Consider the following 15,581-nt stretch of genomic DNA (forward strand, 5'->3'; position numbering starts at 1 on the left):
GAGAGAATGTTGAAACACAAGCATATATGGGGGATTGCAGCAGCAGTCATTCTGACAGTCATCGCAGCGCACGCATTTTTCTTATATCAATGGACCAATGATACGTATATGGCCGGTCCTAATGACGGGTTGAATCAGATGGGGCCGTTTAAGCAGCTGCTGTATGATCATTACACGAGCGGTGAATTTTTTTATTCCTTTCAGCTTGGGCTTGGCGGCAGTATGTTTACCCAGCTCGGGTACTATTATTCGACGAACCTGTTCTTTTATTTCCAGATAGCAGCAGTGTATACGCTGGAGCTTTTGGGGCTGATCCGTGAGCCGGACGCAGCTTTTTGGACCGAGGCCGTCATTTTTATCAGCATGGTCCGGATGACACTCGTTTCCTTTTTAACGTACGCCTGCTTCCGCTATATGAAGCTAAGCCGCGTGCCTGCCCTGACAGGGGCCCTGTTGTACGCCACATGTGTAATGTATTTCCGCCACGCGGCGTTTTGGGAGTTTTTTGCGGATGCCTTCATTTGGCTCCCGCTGCTCGTATACGGGGTGGAAAAAATAATTCGGGAGAAAAAACCGCTGCTGTTTATTTTTGCACTCGCAGCAACCGTCTTTTCGAATTTCTACTTTTCCTATATCGTGCTTATTTTTATCGGTATTTATATTTTAGCCAGGTGGCTGATCCGTCTTGGGCCTGGAGAAACAAAGATTGGAAAGCAGATACTTTATTTCGGGGGCAGCTCTCTGCTCGGATTCGGCATCGGAATGACCGGCTTTTTCGCCGGCGTGTACGGGTACTTTAACAATTACCGGCCGGATTTTGAACAGGAGATCGTATTGTTTGATAACACAAGCAACATTCTGCTCGACAGCCGTTTTCTTATTGTGCCGACTATCTTTTTAGTGTTTGCAGCCTGGAAACAGCTGTATAAGGATCCACGCTTTGTGCTGTTTACCATCCTAGCGCTGTTATTTATCGTATTTCATTACAGTCCACTGATGGGAAGCGTGTTTAACGGCTTATCCGCGCCGCGGAACCGGTTCGAGTATATCGCTGCGTTTTTACTTGCTGGCGCAGTGGCAGCAGGCGTCCAGCATATCCGGAAGCTCGACTGGCGGGAGCTGGTGCCTTCGCTTATTTTTGCGACAGGCATGTACGTTCTGTTTTATCTATGGGATGACGATTTTTCCATCGACCACTGGAGCGGGTGGCTGACACCCGGAATGATCATCATTTCGCTCGCGGCATTTATTGTGACAACCCTTACGGACGTGCGCGGCAAAAGGATCATCACTGCCGTTTTTGCCATTATGACGAGCGTGGTGGTCGCCAATCAGTACCAGTATGAAAAGCTGTTTGAACGTGGGAGTATGAACGAAACGACGCAGGAATTTCTCATGAGCGAGGATTACATGGATGCAGATCAGATCGAACTGCTTGATGAAGCTGCGCAGGAGGATCCCGACGCGCTGTCCCGCACTACTTGGATCAAAGACCCTCAGCGTACAAATACGCCGCTGTATTTGGATTTTTACGGGGCAGGGGCATACTCAAGTATTTTGAATGAAGAACTGCTCATGTTTTATTACAATGACCTTCAGATCGATCTCGGACGAGAAAGTATCAGCCGGTATTCCGATTTCGGGCGAAGGGCAAATATATACAGCCTGCTGCGCGGGGAATACGCCATGTTTGAAAAAGACGGGGATGAAAGCGTGCCGTACGGGTTTACTCCATTTGTTGAAAATGATGATTATATTATTTATCAGAATGAAAATGTACTTCCATTTGTACGGACGACGGATCAGGTATATGCCTATGAAGATGCAAAAGAAGCGGCACCGCTTGCGAAGGAGCATGCTATGCTAAACGGCGTGATTCTCGAGAACCCGGACGCAGCGGCCGACTTCCCCCAGGAAGAGTCGGTTATCACCCGTGAAAATGTCGAGGCGGTAAATGGCACTTACGAGAATGAAATGCTTACGGTTACCGGGGAAGAGGGCGGACTTAATATTATAGTGCCGGAGAATGAAGACGTGGAGGAGTATTACGTGGACTTCCTCCTCCGCCAGGAGCCCGGCGTTGGCTTTTTCCGGATGAATGTCAATGAATTTGAGACTTCCCGTAAGGCGAGAGATTCGCTGTACCGTACCGATGAAAATGATTTAACGATCCGCGTGGAGAATCCGGAGGACAACGTGATAGAAATACGGATGCCTGAAGGAGAATATCACCTTGAAGACCTGGCCGTATACGGAGAAACGTATGAACAATTAAATGAAGCCAGTGCGCAGGCAGAGGATATCACCCGGAAAGTAGAAGTGGATGGCAATGAGGTTGATGCGGTTATTGAAAACGACGCTGGAGATACGTACGCTGTAATGCCCATTCCATATGAAAAAGGGTGGAGAGCTAAGGTGAACGGTGAACGTGTACCAGTCGAAAAAGCAAATGGGGCGTTTACCGCTGTGCCGCTTGAGGAAGGGGAAAACAATCTTTCTCTTACGTACTATCCTCCGTACTTCTGGTGGATGACTGCAGTGTCGGTTGTTTCTTTGATATTGGCAGTATTATGGGGAGTGAAAAGAAGAAGAAAACAATACTGAAGTAAAGCCTGTTCCGCCTGGCGGGACGGGCTTTTTTATGTGTATTGACAGTGAATACAGGTTGGTGGAAAAATAAGGATGTGAAAAGGAGGGCTTATGTCTTTATCCAAACAAGCTGAAGAGTATTTTCGGGAGGTCGGGGATTATCTTTATTTATACGGAAGAAAAACGGAGGACATAGAACTTTCCATTCAGCCGGACAAAGAAGCGGTCGAGGTGCAGGAAGAAGCTGGAGGTTCCATGTATGAAATAGTGCCGAAGGAACCGAGAGTCTACAGTCAGGCAATTAAAAAGCAGGTATCTCCTTCCACAGGCGAACATATATCATTTTTAATACTGGTTGCATGGATTCTTTTTTCAGCTTTATGGTCGTGGGATCTGCTGCGGGGCATGACAGTTTTTTCTATCTGGTATTTTGGTATTTTAGGCCCGGGGGCCTTAATAATCAGTTTTTTAATGATTTACGGCAGGTCCATTCAGGCATTTCATTCAAAACGGATGAAACAGGTCTTAAATTATCTTCCTCAGGCGGCAATGCTTGTACTGGTTATTCCCGTGCGTGACCTTATAACAAACGTACCTGAGGGTGGTGTAGTTCTTCCAGCAGCATTTAAATGGTGGTTCGTGCCAGCTGCAATCATGGCTACTGCCCTGGCGGTCCGGATTCTCCAGAAGAGCTTTCTGCCAGTGTACGCCGTAATTGTGGCCTCACTGATTGTGGTATGGCTCGTGATCTCTGCGGTAGATCTTTTGCCATTTCCTTATAATCTAATTACCTATATTGTACTTGTCGGAGCTGCATTTGCTTATGGTATCATTATGAGTTTAAAGCCGGAGCGTGAGAAAAGTTAGTTTCACGCATATTTCCCGGGAAATAAAAAAAGGCCGTCCGCGCGGCCTTTTTTTATTATGAAAATTCTACCGCCGGCCCGGTTAAAATGCCGCTGAACAAGTTGATCAACAGAAGCACCGTTAAAATAAAAAAGATAAGAAAGCTTATCCGGCTCTGGGCTTTAAAATGAGCCGCCAGGCCAACGCCCCACAGAGCGGTAATAACAAGGCCAGCGTATACGTATAACGAAATGCCTCCGCCTACCACAATGGCAGTAACAATTAGAAGAATGTCGGTAGTGATGACGAGTAACAGAGAGATGGCTAAAAGCATGCTGCTGAACATTTTCATTCTGGCGTCTTCCATATATATGAGCTCCTTTGCGAAGAATAAACTTCCTTCAATGTATCACAAACCCTATTGGAGAGGAAAATAAGAAGCAGGAAAAAAATAGTATAGCTGAAGCCATTTAAGTTTAAAGCAGCGGCAAACCGTAGTATATTGGGTAAAATAAAACGAAAAGGAAGAAGGAGCACAGATGAAAGAGCCGCAGCTGATACGTATGAAATGGAGAGACGCATTATTTGCACATTGGGAAAAAAATCCCGTCGAAGTGGCCCGCAGCCTGCCGGATCATATGGATGTAGATACGTTTCAGGGAAAAGCGTATGTAGGCGTGGTTTCATTTTCGATGCATGATATCCGTCCTTTTTTTCTCCCGGGAGGGACAGGGCTGAACTTCCCGGAACTAAATCTGCGCACGTATGTACGTGTGGACGGGGTGCCGGGCATTTACTTTTATAATTTGGATGCTTCTTCTCCGCTTGGCGTCTGGATCGCGCGACGGAATTTTTCTATTCCGTATTACCAGGCACGCTTTTCGATCCGCCGTCATCAAAGCTGGACGTACTGGAATCACCACCGGAGATCCGGGAACGTACGCTTTCGCGCAAAATACCGGGCGACTGGAGAACAGCTGCCGGCTGCTGCCGGCTCGCTCGAGAACTGGCTTGCTGAAAGATACCGTTTTTATACAGCGAAAGACGGACAGATTTGGTACGGGGACGTCGTACACGAGCCGTGGGAGCTGTACCGCGGTGAGTATAAAGAGGAAGAAAACGGGCTCCTCACAGCCGGCGGATTCAGGCAGTCAGACGGCCGTCCCGATCATGTTATGGTCAGCCCCGGCGTGAGTGTGGGTGCTGCGAGACTGCGAAAAAAATAAGCCTCTGCTGCCGAATACGGAGCAGAGGCTTAAATACGTTCATGATTTTATGGCTGGTCCACCGGACGAACAACAATTTCATTGACGTCCACGTGAGCCGGCTGAGTAAGTGCATAGTATACTGCTTCTGCAATATCTTCTGAATTCAGCTGCTGCACGTTCAGTACCGAATCGAACTGTTCCATTACTTCTTTATCCGTAATGGTTTCAGTAAGCTCTGTATTAACCACTCCTGGAGAGATGGCAGTCGTACGGATGTTAGTCTGGGCTACTTCCTGTTCTAAGCCCATCATAATTGCCTTCACGGCAAACTTCGTACCACTGTATACGGAGCTGCCAGGGAAGATTTGGTGGGCAGCCACAGAGGATGTGGAAATAATATGGCCGTCGTTGTTTTCAATCATGTGTGGAAGGATGGCGTTAATGCCGTAAAGAACACCTTTGATGTTTACATCGACCATCTGGTCCCACTCATCGACCTTCTGGTTTTTCAATAAAGACAGCGGCATTAAGCCGGCGTTGTTAAAGAGGCCGTATACTTTGCCGAAGTGATTTACTGCTTCGCGTCCGAGTTCTTCCATCTGTTCACGGGAAGTAACGTCGGTTTCCTTGACGATGATTTCACCAGGCTGATCGGAAAGCTCTTCTTTAATTTCGTTCAGGCGCTCGAGGCGGCGGGCAGCAAGTGCTACATTGGCGCCGTTTTCGACGAGTTTTTTAGCAGTTGCTCTACCGATGCCGCTGCTTGCTCCTGTAATAATAAATGTTTTACCTTGAAGTTCTGTCATGACGTGTATCGCTCCTTTTTCTTATAAGCTATTTCTGCCATAACGTTAGTTACTTTAAAATGATAAGTGGCATCGGAATATATGATACCCGCTGTGAGCTGATTCAATCATCCAATTTTTTCTAATGAGAAAAAATAAAATAAAAGGCGTATGTGACGGGGTCTTCAGAGGATCTGTGAGGCAAATTTTTTTGTTTTTCTGTTTGAAGGCTAAAAAACTCCCGGCTCTTCGCCGGAAGCTCAAGACTTCACATGTGGGGGTCTTTTCTTTGGAGTGAAAATAATTTGTACCAAAAGACAGAGGGAAGCGGCCATGATGACCCCTATTTCTATGTAATACCAAAACAGTTCACCACTGTTCAGCTGAAACATAGTGACTACACCGATCATCAGCAGGCCGATGCCGACACGGTTCATCCATCTCCAGCGCACAGCAAAAGCGGCAAACCATTGAATGAATGGAAGGTTAAATACAAGCCAAAGGACAACCGATGCCCCAATGCCAATCAGCCAGTACCCCTGCCCGATAAACAACTCAGCAGAAAAACGGGCAATGCTGATAATAGGTATATTCATGGCGGCACCTAAAATAATTCCGAGCAAAAATGTTAGAAAACGCCGCACGTCGATTCACCTCGAATGAGTTTCCCGGCCGAAAATATGCCAGGATATTACAAATAATATAACCGCTTATGATACGATGATACATAATCAAAGTGAAGAAAGGAAGGGTATTTCGATGGCTTCTATTGAAAATTTTCATGACCTGGATATCAGAGTAGGAAGGATTGTACAAATAAAAGAATTTCCAGAAGCGAAAAAGCCGGCGTATAAGGCGTGGGTCGACTTTGGAGAAGGGGTGGGAGTAAAGCAGTCCAGTGCTCAAATTACAGATCTATATGAAATAAATGAACTCGAAGGGAAAACAGTGATTGGTATTGTGAATCTTCCACCAATGAAAATTGCTTCATTTACTTCAGAATGCTTAATTTTGGGCGTCTATACGGATGAAGGCGTAACTCTTCTGCAAACAGACCATGAAACGAAGATCGGGGAAAAAATCGGCTGAGAGGGTGAAGATATGAAGTATGTTATTACGGGAGCCACAGGTCATCTCGGGGAAAAAGTAACGGAAGAGCTGCTTGAACTTGTCCCAAAGGAACAGGTGGTCCTGGGCGTGCGCGATCCTGAAAAAGCAGCGGTGTTCAGAGAGCAGAACGTGAGCACGGCAAAAATGGATTATTATTCGTTTGATGAGCAGGTGAGCACCTTTCAGGGAGCAGACGTTGTGCTTTACATCCCGAGCATTACGCATCCGTCCGAACAGCGGATCAAAGAATTTCAGACTTCTGTCGAAGCAGCGGAGCAGGCTGGAGTAAAGCAGTTTATGTTTATCGGATTCACGGCGGACCATTGGAACAATCCCTTTCATATGAGTCCGTTTTTCGGCTATGCAGTGCGTCGTATTGCGATGAGCCCGATGGCTGGAACCATTATCCGCAACGGAGTGTATGCGGATCCGCTGATTTCTTATACGGAGGAGCTGGTCCGCACCAAAAGGCTGCCTTATCCGGCAGGGAGAGGGGCTATTTCCTTTATTTCGAGAAGAGATCTGGCCAAGGCAATAGCTGCCGCAGCCGCAGCGCCCGAAAGACACGGGGGTGTTTACACGCTGACCGGGATACAGGCGTATACGATGGATGAATTGTGTGAACTGCTTTCCAACATTACGGGAGAACGCATTCGTTATGAACCAATGGGGGTGCAGGAATTTGCCCGCACATACGATGACGGATCCGGCTTTGGCAGCGTGAATGCTTCGCTTTATGAAGCGGCCTCCATGGGGCTGATGGGAGAGGTTACTTCGGACGTGGAGCGACTTACCGGAAAGCCGCCGGAAATGCTGCGGTCATACCTCGAGCGGCATTTATTATAGAAAAAGGACACGCAGGCAGCGTGTCCTTTGATCGTTATGCTACTCTTTTAGAAAGCGGAGAAGCTCCTGATTGAACTTTTCTTTTTCATCGACAAATAGTCCGTGACCGCTGTTTTCGAAAGGAACGACCTTCAGGTCATTGATTCCCTTTTGAAGCTCTCCGGAAAATTCAAACGGGCAGATCTGGTCGTTTTTCCCGTGAAAGCTTTCGGCCGGAACTGTGATAGAGGAAAGGTCTTCAAAGGAATCTTCATCCCGCAATGCTTCTGCTGAATGGATTGTTGAATAGCTTCCGGCTTCCATGCCAAGACCATGGAACCATGTCTTAAATACATCAGAAATGTTTTCGCTGCCAAAGAACATGCCGCCGAAGTCTTCAAGCATTTTCGGACGGTCAGTGTTCAGGTTATCGATAATGCCGTCGACGTCTTTTTTCTCCATGCCGTACGGGAAGTTTTCGCGCTGCGTGAAGCTTGGAGCCGCCGGCGCGAGCAGAAGTAATTTAGAAACTCCCTGCTGTTTATGGCGGGCCATGTAACGAAGAGCAATCGGGCCTCCCATGGAAAAGCCGGCGAGCACGAAATTCTCCAGTTCCATGGCATCAACGACTCCTTTAACGTCGTCTGCCATTTGATTGTAATCATATCCGCTCCATGGCTTGTCGGACTGTCCGTAGCCGCGGAGGTCGATGCCGATAAACCGGTATCCGTGCTTTGGCAGCTCATTGATCTGATATTCGTACATTTTGTGATTAACCGGCCAGCCGTGGATAAAAACGACCGGCTGCCCTTCACCGATATCCTCAACATAGATATGCACATCTTCTTCTACAGCGACATAATGTCCCATTTAAGCAAATCCTCCTTCACTGGTAAAAAGATAATAATCAAGATAACTTAAAATACCCTTGTTTCCCGTGTGATAAACTTTGGGCGCTTCATTTGACAATGATAATCTTTTTCAATTAATCTGTTGCTAATAAGACAAAAGATGCTAATAAAGAAGAACTAATTGGAGGATTGGCTCAAAAAGGGGGCAGGTCATGAGAGGAACAGTCATTTACCATCAGATTATGGACCGCGATGTATATGTATACCTGCCTCCGGATTACAGCCGGAACAAACAGAAGCGTTATCCTGTTATTTATGTCCAGGACGGGGCCTATTTATTCCGGGATTCGGGCAGTGTGTGGGAAGCGCTGATGGAATCCGGATATATGCAGCCGGTAGTAATGGTCGGGGTGGAGCCGAAAAGCCGTATTCATGAGTATACGCCGTGGCCGGCAAAAGCGCTTTCTTTGCACCTTCCGGATTTCAAGGGGCTGGGTACAGAGTACGCATACATCCTGACTAACGGGATACGCCCGTATATTAACGAAAAATACCGGGTAAAAACAGAAGCTGCCCATACCGGGGTGATTGGTGCTTCACTTGGAGGACTTGTTTCAATTTATATTGCCGATTTGTATCCTCACGTATTTCATAAGATTGGACTGCTCTCTGCTTCTTTGTGGTATGAAGGGATGGGAGCTTTTATTAATGAGAGACTCTCTCTCACCCTGCGCCACTACGTATATCTGTATGTGGGGGAATGGGAAGGGAGCGGGCAGCCCCTCATTGAGCCCTACATGGTGCCGAGAACGCAGATGATGTATGCACTGCTCCGAAAGCAGCTTGAAAACCAGGTGGCGCTCCATATAAAACCGAAAGCGATGCACGAAAGAAAGTATTTTATTTCCCAGTTTCCTGCAGCCTGCACATGGTTGTTTCCGCCTATGCATTAGCGGTATAGTAAGAGAAACGGCACATGTGGAGGAGCTGGAAATGGAAGCAGAGTTTTTCTTTCGATCCATACTTATGCCGGCGGTTGTTATTTTCTGTCTGATCTTTTACTTGACGCTTTTCTGGGTGTATCGAAGAGGAAGGCTCAGCCGGAGTAAAAATAAAAACGCCCGGCAGGCAAAAATTATTCGGAACGGGTTTGTGCTGACAGGCTTTCTTGCTTTTATATGGTTTCTTTCGTTCTATATTTAATCACCTGCGCTGCTGCGGGTGATTTTTATGTTATGTCAGCAGACAAAATGAAGCAAAGGGGAGAAAAACATTGGGAAAAAATATTGATCTCGTATTTGGCGGCTACGAACTGCGTATCACAAAAGTATATCAACTGATTTACCATATCAATGACCTGATGCTTGCTCTTGTTTTTTTAGTTGGGAGCTTTTTATTTTTCTCAGAGACGACCACCTTTTACGGTACCTGGCTGTTTGTGCTCGGAAGCCTGCAGATGTTTATCCGTCCGGTAATAGCTTTGGCTCACCAGGTCCATGTGAACAAAGTAAGAAAACAGAGAAAAGAGTATGCCGGGCAGCAGGGCACGCGGGCTGTCCGTGTCCGGAAAGGGAGCCGGACCTATAAGCTATAGCCAGAGAGGGCGTCTGGAACTGACTTATGTTAAAATATGGCTGTAGAAATGGAGAACGGAGGGGAAAACATGAAAAAAACGGCTGCAGCTGCGGGCGCCATAATGCTCATTGGAGGGCTGAGTGCCTGCAGTAACCGCGAGAGTGCGGAAGACAAAATGCAGGGATTTACGGACGCATGGAACAATCAAAATTTCGAAGAAATGTACGGGTATTTAAGCTCAAATGCGCGCGAACAGATCAATAAGGAAACGTTTATTAACCGGCATGAAACGATTTATGAGGATACAAATGCTGAAGAACTGAATATTCAAACCGGTGAGACCGACCAGGAAGCTGAAGGAGAAGAAACAGCGCTTCCTTTCTCTGTGAGCATGACAACGAGCGCGGGGGATGTTTCCTTTGAGCAGGAAGCCTCCTGGGTACTTGAAGAGACAGAAGACGGGGAGGAGTGGCAGCTGGACTGGTCGCCTTCGTACATATTTGAAGAATTGGGATGGGAAGAGACGGTAAATGTCGAACGGACGGAGCCGGTACGCGGGGAAATTCTGGCGGAAGGCGGTGATCCGCTTGCGACAAACGTGGAAACGACCAGAGTCAGTCTGGTGCCCGGCAGCATGGGGGAAGAGCAGGATGAGACAATTTCCGCGCTCGCAGACGAACTGGATATGTCAGAAGAAGATATTACCGGAGCACTCGATCAGGACTGGGTGACAGATGAAAGCGCGGTTCCGGTGAAGACGCTCTCTCCTGACAATCAGGAAGCAGCATCAGACGTGGAGGATCTGCCTGGAGTGCAGCTTTCTGACGTTGGAAGCCAGCGGTATTATCCGGAACAGGAAGCCGCAGCTCATTTAACAGGATACATCGGAAGCATTTCCGGAGAAGAGCTTGAAGAACGGGGCGGAACGTATACACAGTCATCCCAAATCGGCAAAGCCGGACTTGAATACGTTTATGAAGAGCGCCTTCGAGGGGAGCCCGGTATGCTTATCTCTACTTCGGAAGACGATGTGATCGCAGAGGAAGAAACGGTCGCCGGAGAGGACGTGCAGACGACCATCGATACCTCCCTGCAGGAGCGTGCTTATGAGCAGATAGAGGAGGATGTAGGAGCCACAGTAGCGCTGGATCCCCGGAACGGCGATACGCGGGCGCTGGTCAGCGCCCCTTCCTACAACCCGAACAACTATATTTACGGCTGGCCGGAGGACGAATTGGAGGAGTTTAATGAAAGCGAAAATCGTCCGCGTGCTGCTAAATTTAACAGCACCTATGCGCCAGGTTCAACAGTGAAGCCTATCACTGCTTCGGTCGGGCTGAGCAACGAAGCGATTACACCGGATGAGGAAATGACGATCGAAGGCCTTGAGTGGCAGCCGGACAGCTCCTGGGGCGGTTATTCGGTGACCCGGGTGGATGATGAATTAAGTGAGGTTAATCTGCGCGAGGCGTTGATCACGTCCGATAACATTTATTTTGCCCGCACAGCGCTTAATACCGGAGCAGAAGATTTCACTGCCGGTCTGGAAGGCTTCGGCTTTAATCAGGAAATTCCGTATGATTTTCCAATAGGAGAGTCGACGATTGCTTCTGAGGGTCTTGATTCTGAAGTGCTGCTTGCTGATACCGGCTATGGCCAGGGACAGATGCAGATGTCTCCAGTTCATCTGGCTTCAGCTTTTACGGCCTTCGTAAATGAGGGAGATATGCTGGCTCCGCAGCTTCTCGCTTCTTCTGACCGAAAAGTGTGGGAGGAAAACGTGGTGCCTGAAAGCGGCATTTCGACGATTCAGGAGGGCCTTGAAGGAGTCGTAGAGGATGACCGCGGCTCTGCCTATGAGCCTGTGAATGAAAGCATTTCAGTTTCAGGCAAGACCGGCACGGCGGAACTGAAGCAGGCCGGAGAAGAAGAGGGGACGGAAAACGGCTGGTTTGTGGCGTATGATAATGAAGAAGAAGATTTATTGATTGCGTCGATGATCAAGAACGTCGAAGACCGGGGCGGAAGCAGCTACGTAGTGGAGCAGACCAAGCCATTGTTTGAAGAATAACCCTTTCACTGAATTGTCATTGAGGTACAAAGAAAAAATTTAGTTGTTTTCTCATACATCAGACGAATTACGGGTATGGGGAGAAAAGGAATCTTTGTATGTCAGACGAGGGGGTGAAAGAATGACAGGACTGTTTATTGATCCGTTTTTATGGATCACCATTGGCTTGATTTTGATTGTAATAACGTTTTTGTTTTTCTGGTTCCGGCGCAGCTATGACCCAATAGGGCGAAAAATTCTGGCTGCAGTATTTATGATCTACCTGGCGACAATCGTACGCTTTACGCTGATCCCGGCACCGTATGAAGGGTCGCTCGGGCCAGGCCTTCAGCTGGGGGAATATTATCAGTTTCTACCGTTCTATACGATTGTAGAGTCGTTTCAGGAAGGTACATGGCTAGGTGTAATAGGAGGGCAGATTTTACTGTACCTGCTGCTGCCGATATTTTTTGGCATACTGATCAGTGATGACATTCACTTCATCTGGGCCTTTGCCATTGGTACACTTTTATCCTTCTCCATACAGCTGATGGAGTTTGGCATTAACTTAATTATTGGCTATCCGACGAGAGTGGCCGACATTGATTCAATTATTTTGAATACGCTCGGCGCGATGATCGGCTATGCGATCTTTAAGTATTACCGGCGGTCACGGCGCAAGCAGAATAAACCGGTACTGCCGGATGCTATTGCTCCGCGGGACCGTTCAGCAACGGCAGCAAAATTGTAAATGAAAAGCCGCCATCTTCTTGTGGGAGACGGCGGCTTCTTCTGTATGTCAGCGTTTATCTCTGCTGCATTCAAGCGCCCATTGGATGAGCGGCAGCTGCAAAGGGAGGCGCAACCAGTATAAAAGCGGGTAGGACCTGCCGTTTGGACGTAAAGGAATCCTTTTAACAGCCATATATACGTTGGCCGGGAAAATAAGTATAAAAAAGACGGCAGCCGGCTTGCCGGCGTATTTACTCCATTTCGGCATCGTAAAAGCAGTGCCTAAAACCAGCTCTGCTGCTCCGGATACGTATACCGCAGCTCTTCTCCCAGGGATCTTTGGCGGCAGAATACGCTCGAATTTTTCAGGTGAAGTGAAATGCAGAATGCCGGCAGGAAAAAGGATTGCCGCGAGAAGCCATCGTTTCATGATAAGTGACTGTCCTTTCTGTATTAAAATAAAATAAGATATATACACGCCGCACAAAGAATAGCGAGTAGAAGAAAAACGAGGCGGCGAAGGATATTCTGCCATAGAGGAGACAGAGTGCCTGTCCACTGGTGCACCTGTTTTTCAAGCTTGTGAAAGACAAACATGATGCCGGAGGTGTCTTCTGCTGCCTGTTGCCTGGTAAAGGTTAGCGTATGAACGTCTTCCTTCAGACCGATCATTAATGCTACAAACAAAAGCAGCAGAAAAGGAAAAACTAAAATGAGCTGAAAAACAATAAACATAGCCACCACGCTCCTCGTTCCTGTTTTCCCTGTTCATAAAAAAATCAATCCTGAGTGTGAGATTATGGTATACTGGGCAAAGAATAGCTGGCGATGGAGTTCGCCGGAACCGCTCTAAAATAGAGCTGATGACTCCTGTCTGTTCACGGGATACGTGTGCAGACAGGATTTTTGCGTTTAATAAGGAGGAAACGAAATGAGACTGTATGTATGGATGGCTGCAGGCGGAGCTCTTGGCAGTCTGCTGCGTTATCTTGTAGACCGGTTGTTTGCCTCGGCTCCCGGCGTATTTCCATGGGGAACAATGGCGGCAAACATTGCCGGATGTTTTTTACTTGGATGGTTTACCTCGAGGATTATACAGCGAAAAGCGTGGCCGTCTATGTGGGAGGCTGTAGTAGGCACGGGAGTTATTGGGGCGTTCACGACCTTTTCGACATTCAGTGTGGAAACAATTCAATTAATTGAAAACGGGGCTCTGTTTGCCGCCGGGGTATACGTTTTAGTCAGTGCTGCCGGAGGGCTTATAACTGCGGGTATTGGTTACCGTGCAGGAAGGAGGAAAAGCTGATGACATGGCTGCTTGTCGCTCTTGGAGGAGCTGTTGGGGCTGCTGCCCGCGCAGCATTGGTATCATGGTCCAAAGAAAACGGATGGCACCGGGTGCTTCCGTTTGGCACGATGTTTGTAAATGTATCGGGATCGTTTTTTCTCGGACTGGTCGTGGCGCGGGAAGCCGGTATTACAGAAACAGCGGGCATTGGCATCGGTTTTTTAGGTGCGTTCACGACCTTTTCGACCTTTAATATGGAGATCATTCAAAAAATTGAAGCTGGTGAAGGGAGAAGTGCTTTGCTGTACGGAGTCGCAAGCTATGCCCTGGGGCTTTTGGCGGCGGCAGCCGGATATTTCTTTGGATGACAAAAGCCGTTTCCCGGGCCCGGGAAACGGCTTTTCATTCATTCCGGAGAATTCTCCCCGGCTGTCTGAACTTGAAAACGGATCAGCCAGGTGATTAAAAGCCCGGCTAGTGCAAGCAGTGCGCCGAAATAAAAGACACTGGAAAGGGAAAGCTGTTCGGCGACAGTTCCGGCGACGACCGGGCCAAGCAGAATCCCTGCAGCGTAAAACGACTGATAAAATCCCATTGCGCTCGCCTTCAGCGGCCCGGGACTTACCTGGACAACCATTCCTAGAAGCAGCGGCAGCACAATTCCCAGGGCGAGTCCGAGTAACGCCTGGTTCAGGCTCAGCTCCCATAAAGAAGCAGTTAACGGCATCCACGCAAGCGCTGCCGCCCCGGTAAGAAAGGACCCGTAAAGGAGTGGTTTGTGCAGCCGGAGCGGTACGGCATAAAAGGATAAAAACAAAGAAGCCAAAAGGTGCGGAATAAAAAAGGCAATGAAAATAACGACTAATGTCCGCTCCGTAGCCCCTATCGAAGACGCGTACAGCGGGGTGAAGCCGAAAATCGTCATGAAAATAATAGAATGACCGATAAAACTCGCGCACGTAAGCCAGCGCAGGTCATGCAGCCGGAGAGTCCGGCTGATTAAAGAACGAATTTTCAACGGCTCTGTCCTGGTCTGAACCGGTATTTCTTTTGTGAAAAGCGTAAATCCAATTCCGATCAATGAAAAGGCCGCAGCAATCCAGAACAGCGCTGTAAACCCGAACAGATCAGCCAGATAGCCGCTGAACATCATGCTGATAAACTGGGTGAAAACTGTTAATAGCTGCAGAATGCCCATCGCTCTTGAGGACTGATCGGCAGAAAAGTACCGGGAGTACATAATCGTCGCCATCACCCACATGGAGGCGGTCACCCCGGCAAGCAGCCGGGCGGTAAAAACTGCCGCAAAGGAATCAGATAAGACGAGCAGCACGCCGCTGATGAATCCACTGACAAATCCGACAATCAGCAGCTTTTTCAACAGGCCCTTCAAAGCGTCGGAAAGAATGCCGAGCGGATAGCGCAAAAGCACCTGCGTAGCCCCGTAAGCACCGAGAATAACGCCGATGGCGGTGTAGGTGAAGCTGCTGTTTTCCAAATACAAACTAAATACCGGTACGTACACATAGGTCGCGAACCAGAAGCAAAAAACAGCGGTTAAAAACAGGGCGTGATCACGTTTTGTAATAGTCATGGCTATCATCCTTATGTAAAAAATCAATCATTTGCGTAAAATGCAGCTGCTCCCATCATAAACCAATTAAGTCTGAAAGATAAGCGCTTACCTTTAATTTCAATAAATAAGGAGAAAGGGAACAAGCT

At 47.9% G+C, this 15,581-nt stretch carries 19 protein-coding genes and 1 riboswitch; of the genes, 12 read left to right on the forward strand and 7 right to left on the reverse strand.

The features are described from left to right. Window positions 1-9 precede the first annotated feature (9 nt). The gene (locus tag Q0757_RS03680) at window positions 10-2,604 is read left to right on the forward strand and encodes a YfhO family protein (protein WP_298784867.1); all 2,595 of its coding nucleotides are present in this window, start codon (window positions 10-12) and stop codon (window positions 2,602-2,604) included. A gap of 96 nt (window positions 2,605-2,700) precedes the next feature. Next, window positions 2,701-3,456 (forward strand): hypothetical protein, encoded by a 756-nt coding sequence (locus Q0757_RS03685; RefSeq protein WP_298784869.1) that lies wholly within the window; start codon window positions 2,701-2,703, stop codon window positions 3,454-3,456. A 55-nt stretch (window positions 3,457-3,511) separates the two neighbouring features. Here the strand turns inward: Q0757_RS03685 and Q0757_RS03690 are convergent, their stop codons facing one another. Beyond that, entirely contained in the window at window positions 3,512-3,802 is a 291-nt protein-coding gene (locus tag Q0757_RS03690) for a hypothetical protein (protein ID WP_298784871.1), read from the reverse strand. Between the two features lie 172 nt (window positions 3,803-3,974). Here Q0757_RS03690 and Q0757_RS03695 point away from each other — a divergent pair, with 172 nt between their 5' ends. Further along, entirely contained in the window at window positions 3,975-4,661 is a 687-nt protein-coding gene (locus Q0757_RS03695; protein ID WP_298784873.1) for a YqjF family protein, read from the forward strand. Between the two features lie 47 nt (window positions 4,662-4,708). Here Q0757_RS03695 and Q0757_RS03700 read toward each other — a convergent pair whose 3' ends face one another. Both Q0757_RS03700 and Q0757_RS03705 read right to left on the reverse strand, forming a co-directional pair. Continuing rightward, entirely contained in the window at window positions 4,709-5,449 is a 741-nt protein-coding gene (locus Q0757_RS03700; protein WP_022793291.1) for an SDR family oxidoreductase, read from the reverse strand. Window positions 5,450-5,688: 239 nt separating this feature from the next. After that, complete coding sequence (locus Q0757_RS03705) at window positions 5,689-6,072, reverse strand: hypothetical protein (RefSeq protein WP_298784876.1); 384 nt, start codon at window positions 6,070-6,072, stop codon at window positions 5,689-5,691. Between the two features lie 115 nt (window positions 6,073-6,187). Here Q0757_RS03705 and Q0757_RS03710 point away from each other — a divergent pair, with 115 nt between their 5' ends. Next, the gene (locus Q0757_RS03710; protein ID WP_298784878.1) at window positions 6,188-6,517 is read left to right on the forward strand and encodes a tRNA-binding protein; all 330 of its coding nucleotides are present in this window, start codon (window positions 6,188-6,190) and stop codon (window positions 6,515-6,517) included. Window positions 6,518-6,529: 12 nt separating this feature from the next. After that, window positions 6,530-7,384 (forward strand): NmrA family NAD(P)-binding protein, encoded by an 855-nt coding sequence (locus tag Q0757_RS03715; RefSeq protein ID WP_298784879.1) that lies wholly within the window; start codon window positions 6,530-6,532, stop codon window positions 7,382-7,384. Between the two features lie 39 nt (window positions 7,385-7,423). Here the strand turns inward: Q0757_RS03715 and Q0757_RS03720 are convergent, their stop codons facing one another. Then, window positions 7,424-8,233, reverse strand: coding sequence for an alpha/beta fold hydrolase (locus Q0757_RS03720; RefSeq protein WP_298784881.1), 810 nt, complete (start codon window positions 8,231-8,233; stop codon window positions 7,424-7,426). A gap of 193 nt (window positions 8,234-8,426) precedes the next feature. Here Q0757_RS03720 and Q0757_RS03725 point away from each other — a divergent pair, with 193 nt between their 5' ends. The 5 genes from Q0757_RS03725 to Q0757_RS03745 all read left to right on the forward strand — a co-directional run bounded on the left by Q0757_RS03725 (window position 8,427) and on the right by Q0757_RS03745 (window position 12,590). After that, window positions 8,427-9,167: an alpha/beta hydrolase gene (locus Q0757_RS03725; protein WP_298784883.1), complete on the forward strand. Its 741-nt coding sequence runs from the start codon at window positions 8,427-8,429 to the stop codon at window positions 9,165-9,167. A 40-nt stretch (window positions 9,168-9,207) separates the two neighbouring features. Next, a complete protein-coding gene (locus tag Q0757_RS03730; protein ID WP_298784885.1) occupies window positions 9,208-9,417 on the forward strand; it encodes a hypothetical protein in 210 nt (69 codons plus the stop codon). 70 nt (window positions 9,418-9,487) lie between these two features. After that, window positions 9,488-9,808, forward strand: coding sequence for a YrhK family protein (locus tag Q0757_RS03735; RefSeq protein ID WP_298784887.1), 321 nt, complete (start codon window positions 9,488-9,490; stop codon window positions 9,806-9,808). A 36-nt stretch (window positions 9,809-9,844) separates the two neighbouring features. Continuing rightward, complete coding sequence (locus tag Q0757_RS03740; protein ID WP_298784888.1) at window positions 9,845-11,860, forward strand: penicillin-binding transpeptidase domain-containing protein; 2,016 nt, start codon at window positions 9,845-9,847, stop codon at window positions 11,858-11,860. A gap of 121 nt (window positions 11,861-11,981) precedes the next feature. Further along, entirely contained in the window at window positions 11,982-12,590 is a 609-nt protein-coding gene (locus tag Q0757_RS03745) for a VanZ family protein (RefSeq protein WP_298784891.1), read from the forward strand. 48 nt (window positions 12,591-12,638) lie between these two features. Here Q0757_RS03745 and Q0757_RS03750 read toward each other — a convergent pair whose 3' ends face one another. Continuing rightward, the gene (locus Q0757_RS03750) at window positions 12,639-13,001 is read right to left on the reverse strand and encodes a hypothetical protein (protein WP_298784893.1); all 363 of its coding nucleotides are present in this window, start codon (window positions 12,999-13,001) and stop codon (window positions 12,639-12,641) included. 23 nt (window positions 13,002-13,024) lie between these two features. Further along, window positions 13,025-13,306 (reverse strand): hypothetical protein, encoded by a 282-nt coding sequence (locus Q0757_RS03755; protein ID WP_298784895.1) that lies wholly within the window; start codon window positions 13,304-13,306, stop codon window positions 13,025-13,027. 80 nt (window positions 13,307-13,386) lie between these two features. Continuing rightward, a riboswitch (Fluoride riboswitch) is annotated at window positions 13,387-13,451 on the forward strand. Window positions 13,452-13,502: 51 nt separating this feature from the next. Between Q0757_RS03755 and crcB the strand changes: the two genes are divergently transcribed. Then, window positions 13,503-13,877: a fluoride efflux transporter CrcB gene (crcB, locus tag Q0757_RS03760; protein WP_298784897.1), complete on the forward strand. Its 375-nt coding sequence runs from the start codon at window positions 13,503-13,505 to the stop codon at window positions 13,875-13,877. Continuing rightward, window positions 13,877-14,227 (forward strand): CrcB family protein, encoded by a 351-nt coding sequence (locus tag Q0757_RS03765; protein WP_298784899.1) that lies wholly within the window; start codon window positions 13,877-13,879, stop codon window positions 14,225-14,227. The genes crcB and Q0757_RS03765 overlap by 1 nt, the downstream gene beginning before the upstream one ends. A gap of 38 nt (window positions 14,228-14,265) precedes the next feature. Here the strand turns inward: Q0757_RS03765 and Q0757_RS03770 are convergent, their stop codons facing one another. Beyond that, the gene (locus Q0757_RS03770; protein WP_298784901.1) at window positions 14,266-15,453 is read right to left on the reverse strand and encodes an MFS transporter; all 1,188 of its coding nucleotides are present in this window, start codon (window positions 15,451-15,453) and stop codon (window positions 14,266-14,268) included. Between the last annotated feature and the right edge of the window lie 128 nt (window positions 15,454-15,581).

Origin of the sequence: uncultured Marinococcus sp. (genome assembly GCF_947493875.1) — a bacterium.
Classification (GTDB): Bacteria; Bacillota; Bacilli; order Bacillales; family Marinococcaceae; genus Marinococcus.

Excerpts from the sequence above, each read along its gene's own strand:
- Q0757_RS03715 (WP_298784879.1), top strand. The coding sequence starts at position 6,530 with ATGAAGTATGTTATTACGGGAGCCACAGGTCATCTCGGGGAAAAAGTA.
- Q0757_RS03685 (WP_298784869.1), top strand. The coding sequence starts at position 2,701 with ATGTCTTTATCCAAACAAGCTGAAGAGTATTTTCGGGAGGTCGGGGAT.
- Q0757_RS03740 (WP_298784888.1), top strand. The coding sequence starts at position 9,845 with ATGGCTGTAGAAATGGAGAACGGAGGGGAAAACATGAAAAAAACGGCT.
- Q0757_RS03725 (WP_298784883.1), top strand. The coding sequence starts at position 8,427 with ATGAGAGGAACAGTCATTTACCATCAGATTATGGACCGCGATGTATAT.
- Q0757_RS03770 (WP_298784901.1), bottom strand. The coding sequence starts at position 15,453 with ATGACTATTACAAAACGTGATCACGCCCTGTTTTTAACCGCTGTTTTT.
- Q0757_RS03750 (WP_298784893.1), bottom strand. The coding sequence starts at position 13,001 with ATGAAACGATGGCTTCTCGCGGCAATCCTTTTTCCTGCCGGCATTCTG.
- Q0757_RS03765 (WP_298784899.1), top strand. The coding sequence starts at position 13,877 with ATGACATGGCTGCTTGTCGCTCTTGGAGGAGCTGTTGGGGCTGCTGCC.
- Q0757_RS03745 (WP_298784891.1), top strand. The coding sequence starts at position 11,982 with ATGACAGGACTGTTTATTGATCCGTTTTTATGGATCACCATTGGCTTG.
- Q0757_RS03690 (WP_298784871.1), bottom strand. The coding sequence starts at position 3,802 with ATGGAAGACGCCAGAATGAAAATGTTCAGCAGCATGCTTTTAGCCATC.
- Q0757_RS03700 (WP_022793291.1), bottom strand. The coding sequence starts at position 5,449 with ATGACAGAACTTCAAGGTAAAACATTTATTATTACAGGAGCAAGCAGC.
- Q0757_RS03730 (WP_298784885.1), top strand. The coding sequence starts at position 9,208 with ATGGAAGCAGAGTTTTTCTTTCGATCCATACTTATGCCGGCGGTTGTT.
- Q0757_RS03720 (WP_298784881.1), bottom strand. The coding sequence starts at position 8,233 with ATGGGACATTATGTCGCTGTAGAAGAAGATGTGCATATCTATGTTGAG.
- Q0757_RS03695 (WP_298784873.1), top strand. The coding sequence starts at position 3,975 with ATGAAAGAGCCGCAGCTGATACGTATGAAATGGAGAGACGCATTATTT.
- Q0757_RS03755 (WP_298784895.1), bottom strand. The coding sequence starts at position 13,306 with ATGTTTATTGTTTTTCAGCTCATTTTAGTTTTTCCTTTTCTGCTGCTT.
- Q0757_RS03710 (WP_298784878.1), top strand. The coding sequence starts at position 6,188 with ATGGCTTCTATTGAAAATTTTCATGACCTGGATATCAGAGTAGGAAGG.
- crcB (WP_298784897.1), top strand. The coding sequence starts at position 13,503 with ATGAGACTGTATGTATGGATGGCTGCAGGCGGAGCTCTTGGCAGTCTG.